Source organism: Streptomyces sp. NPDC039480 (genome assembly GCF_055597165.1).
On sequence record NZ_JBVITX010000007.1, the window covers coordinates 31,083 to 47,463 of the forward strand.

A 16,381-nucleotide genomic window follows, 5' to 3' on the forward strand; every position below is an offset into this window, starting at 1 on the left:
GTTGACGGTGCGTAAGACGTGGCTGGTCGCGTCCGTCGGGATCGGTGGTGCCCTCAGTTTCATCGCGCTGCTCGTCGTCGGGACGTACATGGCGGCCGGGAGCATCGCGAGCGGCGGGAGCAGCGGGTCCGTGGGGCTCGCCAAAGGCGCCGTGCCCGCGACCTATCAGCCCCTCGTGCAGAAGTGGGGCAACCTCTGCAAGGCCATCAACCCCGCGCTGCTCGCCGCGCAGCTCTATCAGGAGAGCGGGTTCAACCCGCGGGCCAAGAGCCCGGCCAACGCCCACGGGATAGCGCAGTTCATCCCCGGCACCTGGGCCGCGCACGGGCTCGACGGGGACAAGGACGGGGACCGGGACGTCTGGGATCCGCAGGACGCCATCCCGTCCGCCGCCTCGTACGACTGCAAGCTCGCAAAGTATGTGAAGGACGCCCCGGGCGACCCGACCAAGAACATGCTCGCCGCGTACAACGCGGGGGCCTACGCCGTCATCAAGTACGGCGGGGTGCCGCCCTACCGCGAGACGCAGAACTACGTGAAGACCATCACCGACCTGTCGAAGAGCTTCGCCCGGCCCGTGGGCCGCGTGGAGCCCTCGCGGCAGGCCGCCGGGGCCATCTACTACGCGCAGAAGAAGCTCGGCACCCTGTACCTGTGGGGTGGCAACGGAACCGCCGACCAGGGCGGCCGCTTCGACTGCTCCGGCCTCACCCTCGCCGCCTACCGCTCCGTCGACATCACCCTGCCCCGCGTCGCGAACGATCAGTACAACGCGGGTCCGCACCCCAAGAGAGATGAGCTGCTCCCCGGCGACCTGGTCTTCTTCTCCGACGACCTCACCAATTCCCGGGCCATCCGGCACGTCGGGATCTATGTGGGCGGCGGTTACATGATCAACGCTCCGCGGCCGGGTGCCGTGATTCGGTTCGACCCCATCGACACCCCGGACTATTTTGGCGCGACTCGTGTCACCGAGGACGGGGCCGAGGCCGTGCCGGCCAAGCGGTCGGAGGTCTGAGGCGCCCCGCGCGGGGGTACGTGGGCGCGTGCGCGTGGCGTGATGTGGCTTGAACCCTCCGTTAAAACACTCCCCTGAGCTGCGGCGATGTATCTCTCTTCGGTAACGTCTGAGTGATCTTTCGGTGGAGGGTGGAACGTAGGAGAGGGGACAGGGCGTTCCCTTGACTGGACCGACAACGGGGGTTGATGGAGAGGGTGCACGGAAGGTGTGCCCATGGGCTAGAGACAAGGGGCCGCAGCGCCATGGCTGGACTCGATGAAACCGGGTCGAACCCCGATGTCAGCCTGCTCTACGACATCAACGGCCTCGCCAAGGACACCCCGTCCTGGTTCGACAGCGCCCTGGCGTTCGTCGGGGAGTACGGCCTGTTGCTCGCCCTCGTCCTTCTCGTGGTGTGGTGCTGGCGGGGCCAGCGCAAGCGCGGCACGCTCGACGAGGCCGCGTCGTCGGTCGCCGCCGTCGTCTGGGCACCGCTCGCCGCCGGCATCGCCGTCCTGGTCAACATCCCCATCCGGAGCTTCGTGGAGCGGCCGCGCCCGTTCCGCGACCACCGCGGCATCGAGCTCCTCGTCGACGGCAAGAACGACTACTCCTTCGTCAGCGACCACGCCACGCTCGCCATGGCCATCGGCGCGGGACTCTTCGTCGCCAACCGGAAGTTCGGGCTCGTCGGCCTCGGCCTCGCCGCCCTGGAGGGCTTCTGCCGCGTCTTCATGGGCGTGCACTACCCGACCGACGTCGTCGGCGGCTTCGCGCTCGGCACCGCCGTCGCCCTGCTCCTCTCGCCGCTCGCCATGGCGCTGCTCACGCCGCTGACCAAGATGATCGGGCGGTCGTCCGGGCGCGCGGGCCGGCTGGTGTGGGACCGGAAAGTCGGTCCCGTCGCGGCACCGCTGAACGGGACCGCGTCCCCGTCGGGCGCCGCCTCGGCCGACCCGGACGAGCGGGACCTCGCCGCGTAGCGCTCACTCGTCTTCTTCAGGCGTCCTCAGCTGTCGACCGTAGCCGTCCTCAGCTGTCGTCCGTGTCCCGCGCCCGGCGGCGCAGCAGCCAGACCCCGACGCCCGCCGAAGCCCCGACCACGGCCGCGGAAGCCAGTGCCAGCGGGCCCGCCTCGGGATGCTCGTCCTCGGCCGTGACGTGCGGGGGATGGTGTACGGGGTGGTGCGTGGCGGCCGGGGCCGGGGCCGTCAGGGCGAGGACCAGAGCGGCCGCCGCCGTCGCCGTGCCGGTGGCTATTCGAGAGGTGCTGCGCAGAGGGGTCATTCCCTCAGCGCAGCGCTGTCCGGCGAGGCGGGCCACCTGAGGGCGCGCCGGCGGGGCCGAACGGGTGGGAACGGGCCCCCAGGACCCCAGAGCCCTCAGGCCCCACCCAGGGCCCGGCGCCCGCCGCCCCCACCGGCTACAGCGCCTGCGGGAAGTCGAAGAACCTCCCCGGGTCGTACTGCTTCTTCAGCTTCTTCAGGCGCGGCGCCGCGTCCCCGTAATACGCCTCGCGCCAGTTCGTCAGCGTCGAGTCCGTGTAGTTCTGGTACGCCGCCCCGGACGCGTACCGCCCCATCGCCCCGTGCGCCTTTTTCAGCCACGCGCGTGCCGGTGTCCCCGACGTGCCCGCGCGCCACGACGCGATGTACTGCGCCAGCATCCGCGAGCGGCGGTGCACGAAGGCCGTCGCCGTCGGGTCGACGCGGTTGATCGCGCCGCCGAGCGCGGTGAGCGCGATGCTGCCGGCGCTCGCGCCCGTCACGTTCTCGATCTGCGACAGCAGCGCGCGGATGCCCGCCGCCGACAGGGAACGGTCGAAGAAGTCGGAACTCGCCGCGTACGTCTCGCGGTTGAGGGCGCCCTGCGGGCTGCGGCCCGGCGTCGTGCCGGGCAGGTGGCACTGGGCGTCCGTCGCGAAGGACGAGCAGCCCGCGTACACCTCCATCGCCTGCTCGTATGTACGCCTCTTGAGGGAGACGCTGCGCGCGGGGGCGCCGATCTTGTCGGCGAGACGGTCGACGGCGTTCTGCAGCTCGCCGTACGTCCCGAGGGAGAAGCAGGCGACGGAGACGGTCGGGGTGCCGCCCGGGGTGTTCGCCAGGTGGGCGGAGGACCAGATCTCGTCCGGCTGGTCGGGGCCCCACGTCTGCCAGGCCTTGATGACCGCCGCCGCCTTGGACCAGGGCCAGGTCATGTACGCGGAGACGCCCTGGGGCGCGGCGTGCGTGCGGAAGCCGAGCTCGGTGACGATGCCGAAGTTGCCGTTGCCCGCGCCGCGCAGCGCCCAGAACAGGTCCTTGTGCTCGGACCCGGAGACCGTGAGCTCCTTGCCGTCCGCCGTGACGATCTTCGCGGAGGTGAGGCTGTCGCAGGTCAGGCCGTACGCTCGCGAGACGACGCCGTGGCCGCCGCCGAGGGTGAGCCCGGAGATGCCGACGGTCGGGCAGGAGCCCGCCGGTATGGTGACGCCCTTCGCGGCGAGCGAGCGGTAGACGTCGATGAGCTTGGCGCCCCCGCCGATGGTGGCCGTGCGACCACTCGACCGTATTCTGTTCAGCTTCGACACGTCGATGATCAGCCGGCCGTTGCCGGAGGACCAACCCGCGTACGAATGGCCGCCGTTGCGTATCGCGACGGGGGTGCGGTGCGCGCGGGCGTACGCGAGGGCGGTACGGATGTCGTCCGGGTGTGCGACGTACGCCACCGCCGTCGGCTTCAGGTTGTCGTAGCGCGTGTTGTACAGCTGGCGGGCCGCCGCCCACTTGGCCTCGCCGGGCTGGACGAGGGTGCCGTCCAGGTCGCGGGCGAGGGCCTTCAGGGTGGCGGGGGCGGAGGCCGAGGCGCTCGACGTCCTGATCGGGGTGCCGCCGGAGGTGCCGGCGCCGCCCGCGGTGTCACCGCTGCCGCTGCGTGAGGCCATGCCGCCCGTCCCGCCGTCCGGGCCGCTGCTGCAGCCCGCGACCGTGGCGGCGGCCAGTGTGGCCGCCGTCGTACCGATGAACGTACGTCGTTCCATGATGCCTCCCGTCGCTTCCCGGAGAACGAGACGGTGTGCGGGGCACCCGGGTTCCGTACGCGAGGGCTGTCAGGGGGCCGCCTCGTGTTCGGCCCCGTCCGTACGGGCCTTGCTACGGGCCCGCCGGGCCGGGCCGCGCCAGCCGCAGGTGCAGTGCGCCGCGACGAACCTCCCCTTCTCGACCGTCGTCGTGCGGTGGGGTGCGGGGTCTTGCTGATCGGCCACGCGGTCACCGTACCGACCTCGCGTGACGGGTCAACGTACTGGTCGTTATCGGAACGACGGGGGAACGGTCAGGCGCGAAAACGCTTGGGGGTACACAGGCGATGGTGCTGCGGCACAGGCGCACGGGCGGAGCGGCCGCCGTGGTCGCCGTGATGGGGTTGATGGCCGTCACCGCCGGGTGTTCGAACCTCGGCGCCGCGGCCGACGGCAGCGGCGCGGGCGATCCCGGCGACGTGGTGCGGCGGTCCGCCGACGCGCTGGTCAGGGCGGGCAGTTCGAAGGCGAACACGTCCATGGAGATGGCCAGCGGAGGGACGCGCGTCACCATCCGCGGCAAGGGCGTCTACGACTTCCGGCGGCAGCTCGGACGGTTCGAGGTGGTGCTGCCGCCCGACCCCGCGGGCGCCGACGAGCACCGGCCCATCACCGAGCTGATGACCGCAGGCGCGCTCTACATGAAGAACCGCGGGGCCGGAGTGCCCGCCGACAAGTGGGTGCGGATCGAGACACGTTCGCTCTCCGACGGCAATCTCGTCACCGGCGGCGCCACGGACCCCCTCGCGGCGGCGGAACTACTGCGCGGGGCGCGCAAGGTGGGGCTCGTGGGGCAGGAGCGGGTCGGCGGGACCGAGGTGCGGCACTACCGCGGCGTCGCGGACCTGCGCGCCGCGGCCCGGGCCGCCTCCGCAGGTCAGCGCGGTGCGCTGGGGGTCGCGGCGGCGAAAGGGTTCAGCAAGGGGGGCGTGCCGTTCGACGTCTATCTCGACGACCGGGGGCGGGTGCGGAAGCTGCGGCAGCAGTTCACCGTGTCCGAGGCGAACGTGGCATCGACCACACTGCTCTACGACTTCGGGGTGCCCGCGAAGGTGCGACTTCCGGCCGACAAGGACATCTTCGCCGGAAAGATTGCCGGGCAGTAGTCGCGTACGACTGGTGGAAATGGTCCGTCCGTGCCATGCGCGGCGCGTGCACCGCTCCCTACCCTGGGAAGTCGGCATCAGGAAGAGGTGATGAACGTGGCTCCGACGCGTGGCGGTACGGCGGTTCAGGACCACGTCGCCCTCGCCGAGATCGAACTGTGCGGCGAACTCATCATCGCGGCGAGCGCGGCGGCCGAGCGACTGAGCTTCGACCGGATCGACGAGGTCCTGAAGGCCACCGACGTGCCGGAGGGCGGCAGGGCCCCCGGCGACGACGCCCGCCGCTGAGGGCCCTGTCCAGGACCCTCGGCGGCGCGGGGCCGGACGCCCGGGGCCGGCCGGACGCTAGGTGCGCATCATGCGGGCGATCGCCTTCGTGGCCTCTTCGACCTTCGCGTCGATCTCCTGGCCGCCCTTGACCGCCGCGTCCGCGACGCAGTGCCGCAGGTGCTCCTCCAGGAGCTGGAGCGCGAAAGACTGGAGGGCCTTCGTGCTCGCCGAGACCTGCGTGAGTATGTCGATGCAGTAGACGTCCTCCTCGACCATGCGCTGCAGGCCGCGGATCTGGCCCTCGATGCGGCGCAGGCGCTTGAGGTGCTCGTCCTTCTGCTTGTGGTAGCCGTGCACGCCGTGCTCGTGGTCGGAGGGCGCCTCGGGCGCCTCCGGGGTCGGCACGGCCGCGTCGGCCGCCTCGGTGGTCGTCATCGCGTCCTCCTCCTGGTCGGTGGTTCCGGTCGGTGGATCCATATACCCGATCCGTATACCCCCGGTGGGTATAGGATAGCCGATTTCCCGGGGGGTGTGCTGATCACTGTGCCTGATGGGCGACACTGGGGGGCGGCCGGTTAGCCGTGGCCGGATGATGCGCCTAGCATCAGCCTGACCGCATCCAAAGCACCCCGAGGACCCCACGTGCGCTTTCGTCTGACCCCCAGGGAGACGAGCTTCTACGACATGTTCGCCGCATCCGCGGACAACATCGTCACGGGCTCGAAGCTCCTCATGGAACTGCTCGGAGCGGACTCTTCCGCACGGGCCGAGATCGCAGAGCGTATGCGGGCCGCGGAACACGCGGGAGACGACGCGACGCATGCGATCTTCCACCAGCTGAACTCCTCGTTCATCACGCCGTTCGACCGCGAGGACATCTACAACCTCGCGTCGTCCCTGGACGACATCATGGACTTCATGGAGGAGGCCGTCGACCTGGTCGTCCTTTATCAGGTCGAGGAGCTTCCCAAGGGCGTCGAGCAGCAGATCGAGGTGCTCGCGCGAGCCGCCGAACTCACCGCGGAGGCCATGCCGAACCTGCGGACGATGTCCAACCTCACCGAGTACTGGATCGAGGTCAACCGTCTGGAGAACCAGGCCGACCAGATCCACCGCAAGCTCCTCGCGCAGCTCTTCAACGGCAAGTACGACGCCATCGAGGTGCTGAAGCTCAAGCAGATCGTCGACGTCCTCGAAGAGGCCGCCGACGCCTTCGAGCACGTGGCGAACACTGTGGAGACCATCGCGGTCAAGGAGTCCTGAGGCCTCGCCATGGACACCTTTGCTCTGATCGTGACGATCGGCGTCGCGCTCGGTTTCACGTATACGAACGGCTTTCACGACTCCGCGAACGCCATCGCCACATCCGTCTCCACCCGCGCGCTGACGCCTCGCGCGGCGCTCGCCATGGCCGCGGTGATGAACCTCGCCGGTGCCTTCATGGGCAGCGGCGTCGCCAAGACCGTCAGTGAGGGGATCATCGAGACCCCGCACGGCGACAAGGGGATGTGGATCCTCTTCGCGGCCCTGATCGGCGCGATCGTGTGGAACCTCATCACCTGGTACTTCGGGCTTCCCTCGTCCTCGTCGCACGCGCTGTTCGGCGGCATGGTCGGCGCCGCGCTCGCCGGCGGGATCGGGGTCATCTGGTCCGGGGTCCTCGACAAGATCGTCATCCCGATGTTCCTGTCGCCGGTGGTCGGCCTCGTCGCCGGTTATCTGGTGATGTGCGCGATCATGTGGATGTTCCGCAAGTCCAACCCGCACAAGGCCAAGCGCGGCTTCCGTATCGCGCAGACGGTCTCCGCGGCGGGCATGGCGCTCGGCCACGGCCTCCAGGACGCGCAGAAGACGATGGGCATCGTGGTGATGGCCCTCGTCATCTCCGACGTGCAGAGCGCGGACGCGCCCATCCCGATCTGGGTCAAGATCGCCTGTGCGCTGATGCTCTCCGCGGGTACGTACGCGGGTGGCTGGCGCATCATGCGCACCCTCGGCCGCAAGATCATCGAGTTGGACCCGCCGCAGGGCTTCGCCGCGGAGACGACGGGCGCGGGCATCATGTTCACCACCGCGTTCATGTTCCACGCGCCGATCTCGACGACGCACGTGATCACTTCGGCGATCATGGGTGTGGGCGCCACGAAGCGGGTGAACGCGGTGCGGTGGGGTGTTGCCAAGAACATCATCCTGGGCTGGTTCATCACGATGCCGGCGGCGGCGCTTGTCGCCGCGGTGAGCTTCTGGGTGGTCAACCTCGCGTTCCTGTAGCTTTTCGGCCGCAGGCCCGCTGTGGCTGGCCGCGCAGTTCCCCGCGCCCCTTACGGGGCGCACCCCCCGCAGTCACACATAGGAGAGGCCCGCCCCCGGGAGCCAGGGGCGGGCCTCTCTTGTTGTCCCTGCGGTGGCACCGCCATGCAGCACCGCGGGGAGTCGGGGGGTGGCTCAGCCGAAGCGGCCCGAGATGTAGTCCTCGGTCGCCTGCACCGACGGGTTGGAGAAGATCCGCTCGGTGTCGTCGATCTCGACGAGCTTGCCGGGCTGGCCGACGGCGGCCAGGTTGAAGAACGCGGTGCGGTCCGAGACGCGGGCCGCCTGCTGCATGTTGTGCGTCACGATGACGATCGTGAAGCGCTCCTTCAGCTCGCCGATCAGGTCCTCGATGGCGAGGGTCGAGATCGGGTCGAGGGCCGAGCACGGCTCGTCCATGAGGAGGACGTCGGGCTCGACGGCGATGGCGCGCGCGATGCACAGCCGCTGCTGCTGACCGCCGGAGAGGCCGGAGCCGGGCTTGTTCAGGCGGTCCTTGACCTCGTTCCAGAGGTTGGCGCCCTTGAGGGACTTCTCGACGACGTCGTTCAGTTCGCTCTTCTTGTACGAGCCGTTGAGCTTCAGGCCCGCCGCGACGTTGTCGAAGATCGACATCGTGGGGAACGGGTTCGGGCGCTGGAAGACCATGCCGACCGTGCGGCGGACGTTCACCGGGTCGACGCCGCTGCCGTACAGGTCCTCGTCGTCCAGGAGCACCTTGCCCTCGACGCGGCCGCCGGGGGTGACCTCGTGCATACGGTTCAGGGTGCGCAGGAACGTGGACTTGCCGCAGCCGGACGGGCCGATGAAGGCCGTCACGGAGCGCGGCTCCACGGTCATGGAGATGTCGTCGATCGCCTTGTGGGAGCCGTAATAGGCGGTCAGGCCCGATACGTCGATTCGCTTGGCCATGGGGATCACTGCTTCTTTCGGGGCTTAATGGCGAGGGTCGCTGATTGGCCGCTCAGCGGCCCGTCTTGGGGGCCTTCCAGCGGGCTACGCCGCGGGCCGCCAGGTTGAGGATCATGATGAAGCCGATGAGGGCGAGGGCCGCGGCCCAGGCGCGGTCGTACGACGCGTCGGTGCCTGCCGCGTACTGCTGGTAGATGTACAGCGGCAGCGAGCCCTGCGCCCCGTCGAACGGGTTCGTGTTGATCAGGGGGGTCACCCAGACCAGGAGCAGGACCGGCGCGGTCTCACCGGCGATGCGGGCCACCGAGAGCATGACGCCCGTGGTGATGCCGCCGATCGCGGTGGGCAGGACGACCTTGAGGATGGTCCGCCACTTCGGCACGCCGAGGGCGAGCGACGCCTCGCGCAGCTCGTTCGGGACGAGCTTGAGCATCTCCTCGGTGGAGCGGACGATCACCGGCATCATCAGGATGGCGAGCGCCATGGCGCCGGCCCAGCCGGAGAAGTCGAAGCCGAGGATCAGGATCCAGAAGCTGAGGACGAACAGGCCCGCGACGATCGACGGGATGCCGGTCATGACGTCCACGAAGAACGTGACGGTCTTGGCGAGCTTCCCGCGGCCGTACTCCACCAGGTAGACCGCGGTGAGCAGGCCGATCGGCACGGCGATCACGGAGGCCAGGAGCACCTGCTGCAGGCTGCCGATGATCGCGTGGTAGATGCCGCCGCCCGTCTCCTCGTCGGCGACGACGCCCATGGAGTGGGTCAGGAAGTAGACGTCGAAGACCTTGATGCCGCGCTTCGCGGTCTCGTAGATCAGCGAGGCCAGCGGGACGACGGCGAGCAGGAACATGACCCACACCATCGAGGTGGCGAGGCGGTCCTTGGCCTGTCGGCTGCCCTCGACGGCCACCGCGAGTGCGTACGACCCGACGATGAAGAGGACGGCGGCGATCAGGCCCCACTGGATGCGGCTGTCCAGGCCGGCCGCGACGCCGATGCCGACGGCGACGGCGGCCGATCCAGCGGCGACGGCCAGCGGCGACCAGCGGGGCAGCGTCGCGGCCTTGAGGGTGGACGGCCGCTTGGCGAGCGGCGCGGGCGGGGTGGGTGTCGTGGTGCTCATGCGTTGGCCCCCGAGTACTCCTTGCGGCGCGCGATGATCAGGCGTGCCGCGCCGTTGACCAGCAGGGTGATGACGAAGAGCACCAGGCCGGAGGCGATGAGCGCGTCCTGGCCGTACTCACTGGCCTCGTTGAACTTGCTGGCGATGTTCTGCGCGAAGGTGCCGCCGCCGTAGTCGAGCACGGACGCGTTGATGAGGAAGTTCGGGGAGAGCACGGTGGCGACGGCGATCGTCTCGCCGAGCGCGCGGCCGAGGCCCAGCATCGAGGCGGAGATGATGCCGGAGCGGCCGAAGGGCAGCACCGACATGCGGATGACCTCCCAGCGCGTGGCGCCGAGGGCCAGCGCGGCCTCCTCGTGCATCTTCGGGACCTGGAGGAAGACCTCGCGGCTCACGTTCGTGATGATCGGCAGGATCATGATCGCGAGGAGGATGCCGACGGTCATCAGGGAGCGCGGGGCGCCGCCCTCGTACTCGAAGACGCCGGTCCAGCCGAGGTAGTCGTCGAGCCAGCTGTAGAAGCCGGTGAGGTTGGGCGCGACCACGAGGGCGCCCCACAGGCCGTACACGATCGAGGGCACGGCGGCCAGCAGGTCGATCACGTAAGCGATGGGGGAGGCGAGCCTGCGCGGCGCGTAGTGCGAGATGAACAGCGCGATGCCGATGGCGACGGGCACCGCGATCGCGAGGGCGATGATCGAGCTCACCACGGTGCCGAAGACCAGGACGGCGATGCCGAAGTACGGCTTGCCCCCGGTGCTCATGCCGGCCGGGTCCCACTCGAAGGTGGTGAGGAAGTTGCCCGTGTTGTCGGCGAGGGCGAGGACCGTGCGGTACGTGAGGAACGCCGCGATGGCGGCCATGATCACGAGGAGCACGATGCCGGAGCCCCGGGAGAGGCCGAGGAAGATCTTGTCGCCGGGGCGGGTGGCGCCGCGGGCGGCTGCCTTGCTCACCGGGGCCGTCGGCTGTGCGTCGCCGACGGGCGGGGGTGCGGTCGTATTGCTTGGTATGTCCATGGGGTTCTCCGGTCTGCGGAGGCGCCGTGCGGGTGTCGCAGGCGCTCCGTGGCGGCGGTGCACCGGACGGTGCGGCCGGCCCGGCCTTGCGGGGCCGGCCGCACTCGGTTCAGCTAGCTCAGGCCCGCGACGGTGGTGCGGACCTTGGAGATGATCTCGGCCGGGATCGGCGCGTAGTCGTTCTCCTTGAGGACGTTCTGGCCGTCCTCGCTGGCGATGTAGGTCAGGAAGGACTTGGTGGCGGCGAGCGTGTCGGGCTTGTTGCCCTTCTCGCAGACGACCTCGTACGTCACCAGGGTGATCGGGTAGGCGCCCTCGGCGGTCGGCTTGTAGTTCAGCTCCAGGGCGAGGTCCTTGCCCTTGCCGACGACCTTCGCCTCGGCGATGGCCTTGGAGGCGTTGTCGACGGTGGCCTTCACCGGCTCCTTGGCCTCGGTCTTCAGGTCGACGGTCTTGACGCCCTCACCGGCGTAGGAGAGCTCGAAGTACGAGATGGCGCCCGCGGTCTGCTTGACCTGGCCCGCGACACCGGCGGAGCCGTTCGCGGACTGGCCGCCCTTGGGCTCCCACGACTTGCCCGGCTCGTACGGCCAGGCGCTCGGGGCGGCGCCCTTCAGGTACTTGGTGAAGTTGTCCGTGGTGCCGGACTCGTCGGAGCGGTGGAAGGCCTGGATCTTGGTGCTGGGGAGCTTGGCGTCGGGGTTGAGCTTCTCGATCGCCTTGTCGTCCCAGCTCTTGATCTTGTTGTTGAAGATGTCGGCCAGGGTCTTGGCGTCCAGGGTCAGGTCGTCGACGCCGGGGACGTTGTAACCGATGGCGATCGGGCCGCCCACCATGGGGAGGTTGATGGCCTGGCTGCCCTTGCAGACCTTCTTCGACTTCTCGACCTCTTCGGGCTTCAGCGCCGAGTCGGAACCGGCGAACGCGGTCTGGCCCTGCACGAACGCGGTGATGCCGGCGCCCGAGCCCGTCGGGTTGTAGTTCAGCTGCACGTCCTTGCAGTTGGTCGTGTAGACCTTCCGCCAGGCGTCGATCGCGTTCTTCTGCGCGGACGAGCCGGAGGCCGCGAGCTGGCCCTTGGCGTCGTCGCACTTGATGTTGGCGTTGGCGTTCGTCTCCTTGCCGCCATCACCCGAGCTCGTGTCGTCGGAGCCGCACGCCGTGAGGGCCAGGGCGCCGGAGACGGCGAGGGCGCCGAGGGAGAGGGCGCGGAGCCGGTTCTTGCGCTGAAGCTTCACTTTCGGGTCTTCCTTCCGGGAGCCGCCGACCCTTTGCTGGCGGCGCGCGATGACTTGCGTCGTGTTGTAAGGCCGAAATTAGGCAGGGCAGGTGAAGCGGCCGATGGACGCGAGTGAACGGGGGGTGAATCTCGGCGGTCGGCCTGGTTAGGCGATGCGCTACAAAAAGTAGCGCTCAGACTACGCAGGGTGAAGGAGCCTGGTCCAGTGCGCGGGATACGATCAGCGCATGATCTATCCGTTCCTTCTGGGCACGACTGTTCTGCTCACCGTCGCCGGCGTGGGCGTCTGGATCTGCCTGGAGTTCTGCAAGGCTCTTCGCGAGCGGCGGGATACGGCTGCCTAGCGCGCGGTGAGTGCGGCCAGCAGATCCGTGACGAGTTCCGCGTCTCTGTCCCGGGTCAGGCGGCGGCGGGCAGCGTCGGGGTCCAGCCACCGCAGGTGCGACACCTCGGAGTTGGGGACGAAGGTGCCGGAGCGCGCTTCGGCGGCCCAGTAGCGGACCTCCTTGGGGCGGTCCTGCGCGTCCCTGTAGTGGGCCGCGGGGAGCTCCGGGCCGAGCTCGCACGTCATGCCGGTCTCTTCGAGCACTTCCCGCACGGCCGCCTCTCTCGACGTCTCGCCGCGCTTGAGCTTGCCCTTCGGATGGGACCAGTCCGACCACTTGGGGCGGTGGACCAGGGCGAGTTCGATGCCGTGCGGTGCGGTGGGGGCGGGCCGCCACAGGACGCAGCCGGCCGCGTGGACGACCTCCTCGCCGGGCCGGCTCTCCTCGTCGTACGTCATCGGGTCCTCGCCTCCTCGCGCAGCCACGCCTGATGGAAGGCGAAACGTGCCGCCTCCACCTCGTGGCGCTGGTCGGCGTGGAGCACGCCGAGGGCGTACGCCGTGGCCGGGGCGATCCGCGGGGTCCGTGCCGCGTGGGCCGCAGCGGCCGCCGCGGATGCCGCCTCGCGGTGGACGTTCAGGGCGTGGCTCGCCTCCGCGACACGGGGCTCCGCGTGCGCGTGGCCCAGGACCTCCTGGGCGTACCGGTGCAGGCGCAGCAGGGAGCGGACCTTAAGCCACGGGGCGTCCTGGGCGTCCGGGGCGGTGTCCGTGGGGGCGAGGCCGTGGGCGAGGGCGCCGGCGTTGTAGGGGTGGCCCGCCTGGCCGAGGGGGAGCGTGGTGACGGCTTCGGTCAGGGTGGTCCTGGCCTGTTCCGCGAGGGCCTTGAGGTCGTCCCTCGCGGCGTCGCGGAGGGGGACCTCGCTGGCCAGTACGGCTACGTTGTCCGCCACTGCGTGGAAGCGGGAGGAGCCGAAGGCTTGGAGGGCGGTGGAGTGGGCTCGGGTCTTGGCGAGGGTGAGTTGCCGTTCCAGTAGCGCGGCGGCCTTGGCTGCGCCTACCGCTAGGCCTCGCGGGGTGGTGCCTCCGTTCTCGGTACCCGGCACCGGGGGCTGTGCCCACCCTTCCCCAAGCTCTCGGCTGCGCTCGAGCAGGGGACGCCCCAATCGCCGTGCGGAACGCCTGCCCACAGCAGAATCGGCATGTACCGGTTCGCTGGGGGACGGGAGTTGTGGGGGGCCCGAGAGGCGGTGGAGGGCTGTGGAGAGGCGGTCCAGGCGGGTGGCGTAGGCGTGTTCCTGGGCCAACGTGCCGGACAGCCAGGCCAGTTCGGCGCGCAGGGAGGAGGCCCAGTCCGGGTCCAGGAGGGGGCGGAACGTGTGCAGCGTGCCGCCGATGCGGCGCGCCGCGCGGCGCAGGGCGCAGGCCGCCTCCAGGGACTCCTCCGCACCCTGCGCGTCCGTCGTGGACTCCCGGTGCAGCCGCAGCGAGCGGAGGAAGTCGGTGGCCTGCTCCTGCAAGTAGGCCGTGAGGACCTCGCCCGCGGCACCGCCACCGGCACCGGTAGCGATACCCGTGCCGGGGGCCGTGGCCGTCTTCGTACCCGTCATCTCATGGTGTTGCTGTGCCACGCCGGCGCCTCCGGGCGTCTATGAGCATCTCCTGCACGTTCCGCAGCGGCTGGCCTTCCGGGTCCACCGAGTGGCGGGTCCAGTTGCCGTCCGCGCCCAGGTGCCAGGAAGCGGTGGTGTCCGACATGCCGGTCTCCAGAAGCCGGCTGAGGGCCGCCCGGTGCGCCGGGTCCTGGACCCGGACCAGCGCCTCGATGCGGCGGTCGAGATTGCGGTGCATCATGTCGGCGCTGCCGAACCACACCTCCGGTTCGCCGCCGTTCCCGAAGGCGAAGACGCGGGAGTGTTCCAGGAAGCGGCCGAGGACGGAACGTACCCGGATGTTCTCCGAGAGGCCCTCGACGCCGGGGCGCACCGCGCAGATGCCGCGCACCCACACGTCCACCTCGACGCCCGCCTGCGAAGCGCGGTACAGCGCGTCGATGATTGCCTCGTCGACCATCGAGTTGACCTTGATGCGGACGTAGGCGGGGCGGCCCGCGCGGTGGTGCTGCGTCTCCTTGTTGATGCGGGAGACGAGGCCGTCGCGCAGGGACTTGGGGGCCACGAGCAGCCGGCGGAAGGTCTCGCGGCGTGAGTAGCCGGAGAGCCGGTTGAAGAGGTCGGACAGGTCCGCGCCGACCTCCGCGTTGGAGGTGAGGAGGCCCAGGTCCTCGTAGAGGCGGGCGGTCTTGGGGTGGTAGTTGCCGGTGCCGACGTGCGAGTAGCGGATGAGGGTCTCGCCCTCCTGGCGCACCACGAGGGAGAGCTTGCAGTGGGTCTTCAGGCCGACGATGCCGTAGACGACGTGGCAGCCAGCCTCCTCCAGCTTGCGGGCCCACTTGATGTTGGCCTGCTCGTCGAAGCGGGCCTTGATCTCGACGAGGACGAGGACCTGCTTGCCGGACTCGGCGGCGTCGATCAGCGCGTCCACTATCGGGGAGTCGCCCGAGGTGCGGTACAGCGTCTGCTTGATGGCGAGGACGTCGGGGTCGGACGCCGCCTGCTCCAGGAAGGCCTGCACGGACGTGGAGAACGAGTCGTACGGGTGGTGCAGGAGTACGTCGCGTTCGCGAAGGGCCGCGAATATGTCGGGGGCGGAAGCCGACTCGACCTCGGCGAGGTCGCGGTGGGTGCCGGCCACGAACTTGGGGTACTTCAGCTCGGGCCGGTCCAGCTTGGCGATGCTGAAGAGGCCGGTGAGGTCGAGCGGTCCCGGCAGCGGGTAGACCTCGGCCTCGCTGATCTTCAGCTCGCGCACGAGGAGGCTGAGGACGTTCGGGGCGATGGTCTCCTCGACCTCCAGGCGCACGGGCGGCCCGAAGCGGCGCCGCATGAGCTCCTTCTCCAGGGCCTGGAGCAGGTTCTCCGCGTCGTCCTCCTCGACCTCCAGGTCCTCGTTCCTGGTGAGCCGGAACATGTGGTGCTCCTGGATCTCCATGCCCGGGAAGAGCTCCTGGAGGTGCGCGGGCGCGGCGATGACGTCCTCTATGGGGACGTACCGCTGCGGGGACGCCTCCAGGAAGCGGGAGAGCAGCGGAGGGACCTTCACGCGTGCGAAGTGCTGGTGTCCTGAGACCGGGTTGCGCACGACCACGGCGAGGTTCAGGGAGAGCCCCGAGATGTACGGGAAGGGGTGCGCGGGGTCCACGGCCAGCGGGGTCAGGACGGGAAAGATCTGCTGCCGGAACAGGGTGAAGAGCCGGGACTGCTCCTTCTCGGTCAGCTCGTGCCAGCGCACCAGCTGGATGCCCTCGTCGGCGAGGCCGGGCGCGACGTCGTCCTGGTAGCAGGCGGCGTGCCGGGCCATGAGCTCGCGGGAGCGGTTCCAGATGAGGTCGAGGACCTCACGGGGCTGCAGGCCCGAGGCCGAACGGGTGGCGACGCCGGTCGCGATGCGGCGCTTCAGGCCGGCGACGCGGACCATGAAGAACTCGTCCAGGTTCGACGCGAAGATCGCCAGAAAATTCGCCCGTTCGAGGAGGGGGGTGTGCGGGTCCTCGGCGAGTTCAAGCACTCTTTCGTTGAAGGCGAGCCAGCTGCGCTCCCGGTCCAGGAACCGCCCCTGCGGCAGCTCGGCGCCGTCGTGGCCGACCGCGGCGTCCTCGTCGTACGCGTCGAGATCCGCGTCGATGTCGGGGTCCAGGTCAGAGACGGTGGCGGCGATGGTGGCGGGCCGGTGCGCGGCGATGGAACCCACGGAAGGCTGGGGGTGCTGGACTCGTCCCTGCGTGTTCTGCTGGCTCATGGCTCCATTGTTCCGCCCGGGCACGACGATGGGCGCGTCGGAGAGCGCGGGAGTGAGGCGGAGCCTCCCGTTCTCCGGGGCGGGGTCGGGCGCGGCGGGCTGCATTGAGCGAGCGTCGCAAGGCTGTCTGAATCAGTGGTTACGGCGACATGAC

The 16,381-nt window shown here is 69.7% G+C and carries 17 protein-coding genes; 6 read left to right on the plus strand and 11 right to left on the minus strand.

The features are described from left to right. Positions 1-7 precede the first annotated feature (7 nt). Together ACZ56E_RS22035 and ACZ56E_RS22040 are read left to right on the plus strand one after the other, a co-directional pair. Positions 8-1,018, plus strand: a complete 1,011-nt coding sequence (locus tag ACZ56E_RS22035) for an NlpC/P60 family protein (RefSeq protein ID WP_471216500.1) — start codon at positions 8-10, stop codon at positions 1,016-1,018. A gap of 245 nt (positions 1,019-1,263) precedes the next feature. Continuing rightward, complete coding sequence (locus ACZ56E_RS22040; protein ID WP_471216502.1) at positions 1,264-1,983, plus strand: phosphatase PAP2 family protein; 720 nt, start codon at positions 1,264-1,266, stop codon at positions 1,981-1,983. Positions 1,984-2,032: 49 nt separating this feature from the next. Here ACZ56E_RS22040 and ACZ56E_RS22045 read toward each other — a convergent pair whose 3' ends face one another. From ACZ56E_RS22045 to ACZ56E_RS22055, 3 genes are all read right to left on the minus strand, one after another. Further along, positions 2,033-2,287: a hypothetical protein gene (locus ACZ56E_RS22045; RefSeq protein ID WP_471216503.1), complete on the minus strand. Its 255-nt coding sequence runs from the start codon at positions 2,285-2,287 to the stop codon at positions 2,033-2,035. A 136-nt stretch (positions 2,288-2,423) separates the two neighbouring features. Beyond that, positions 2,424-4,022 (minus strand): FAD-binding oxidoreductase, encoded by a 1,599-nt coding sequence (locus tag ACZ56E_RS22050; RefSeq protein ID WP_471216505.1) that lies wholly within the window; start codon positions 4,020-4,022, stop codon positions 2,424-2,426. A 69-nt stretch (positions 4,023-4,091) separates the two neighbouring features. Further along, the gene (locus ACZ56E_RS22055; RefSeq protein WP_398302727.1) at positions 4,092-4,247 is read right to left on the minus strand and encodes a hypothetical protein; all 156 of its coding nucleotides are present in this window, start codon (positions 4,245-4,247) and stop codon (positions 4,092-4,094) included. A 101-nt stretch (positions 4,248-4,348) separates the two neighbouring features. Between ACZ56E_RS22055 and ACZ56E_RS22060 the strand changes: the two genes are divergently transcribed. Further along, on the plus strand, positions 4,349-5,167 hold the full coding sequence (locus ACZ56E_RS22060; protein ID WP_471216507.1) for an SCO4651 family lipoprotein: 819 nt from the start codon (positions 4,349-4,351) through the stop codon (positions 5,165-5,167). A gap of 90 nt (positions 5,168-5,257) precedes the next feature. Beyond that, a complete protein-coding gene (locus tag ACZ56E_RS22065) occupies positions 5,258-5,455 on the plus strand; it encodes a hypothetical protein (RefSeq protein ID WP_471216511.1) in 198 nt (65 codons plus the stop codon). Between the two features lie 57 nt (positions 5,456-5,512). On the opposite strand, the gene ACZ56E_RS22070 is transcribed toward ACZ56E_RS22065, so the two are convergent. Next, positions 5,513-5,872 (minus strand): metal-sensitive transcriptional regulator, encoded by a 360-nt coding sequence (locus tag ACZ56E_RS22070; RefSeq protein WP_468612598.1) that lies wholly within the window; start codon positions 5,870-5,872, stop codon positions 5,513-5,515. A gap of 207 nt (positions 5,873-6,079) precedes the next feature. On the opposite strand from ACZ56E_RS22070, the gene ACZ56E_RS22075 reads away from it, so the two are divergent. Further along, entirely contained in the window at positions 6,080-6,700 is a 621-nt protein-coding gene (locus ACZ56E_RS22075; protein ID WP_365354908.1) for a DUF47 domain-containing protein, read from the plus strand. A 9-nt stretch (positions 6,701-6,709) separates the two neighbouring features. Further along, on the plus strand, positions 6,710-7,708 hold the full coding sequence (locus ACZ56E_RS22080) for an inorganic phosphate transporter (RefSeq protein WP_471216516.1): 999 nt from the start codon (positions 6,710-6,712) through the stop codon (positions 7,706-7,708). 174 nt (positions 7,709-7,882) lie between these two features. On the opposite strand, the gene pstB is transcribed toward ACZ56E_RS22080, so the two are convergent. From pstB to ACZ56E_RS22115, 7 genes are all read right to left on the minus strand, one after another. After that, positions 7,883-8,659, minus strand: coding sequence for a phosphate ABC transporter ATP-binding protein PstB (gene pstB / locus ACZ56E_RS22085; RefSeq protein WP_365354912.1), 777 nt, complete (start codon positions 8,657-8,659; stop codon positions 7,883-7,885). A 52-nt stretch (positions 8,660-8,711) separates the two neighbouring features. Beyond that, complete coding sequence (gene pstA, locus ACZ56E_RS22090) at positions 8,712-9,785, minus strand: phosphate ABC transporter permease PstA (protein WP_471216522.1); 1,074 nt, start codon at positions 9,783-9,785, stop codon at positions 8,712-8,714. After that, the gene (gene pstC / locus ACZ56E_RS22095) at positions 9,782-10,804 is read right to left on the minus strand and encodes a phosphate ABC transporter permease subunit PstC (protein WP_471216524.1); all 1,023 of its coding nucleotides are present in this window, start codon (positions 10,802-10,804) and stop codon (positions 9,782-9,784) included. Before pstC ends, pstA begins: the two co-directional genes overlap by 4 nt. Before the next feature lie 113 nt (positions 10,805-10,917). Next, the gene (pstS, locus tag ACZ56E_RS22100) at positions 10,918-12,042 is read right to left on the minus strand and encodes a phosphate ABC transporter substrate-binding protein PstS (RefSeq protein ID WP_471216527.1); all 1,125 of its coding nucleotides are present in this window, start codon (positions 12,040-12,042) and stop codon (positions 10,918-10,920) included. A 342-nt stretch (positions 12,043-12,384) separates the two neighbouring features. Beyond that, positions 12,385-12,828: an NUDIX hydrolase gene (locus ACZ56E_RS22105; protein WP_471216530.1), complete on the minus strand. Its 444-nt coding sequence runs from the start codon at positions 12,826-12,828 to the stop codon at positions 12,385-12,387. Next, complete coding sequence (locus ACZ56E_RS22110; RefSeq protein ID WP_471216532.1) at positions 12,825-13,979, minus strand: CHAD domain-containing protein; 1,155 nt, start codon at positions 13,977-13,979, stop codon at positions 12,825-12,827. The genes ACZ56E_RS22105 and ACZ56E_RS22110 overlap by 4 nt, the downstream gene beginning before the upstream one ends. A 1-nt stretch (position 13,980) precedes the next feature. Then, positions 13,981-16,332, minus strand: coding sequence for an RNA degradosome polyphosphate kinase (locus ACZ56E_RS22115; protein WP_471216534.1), 2,352 nt, complete (start codon positions 16,330-16,332; stop codon positions 13,981-13,983). Positions 16,333-16,381 lie beyond the last annotated feature (49 nt).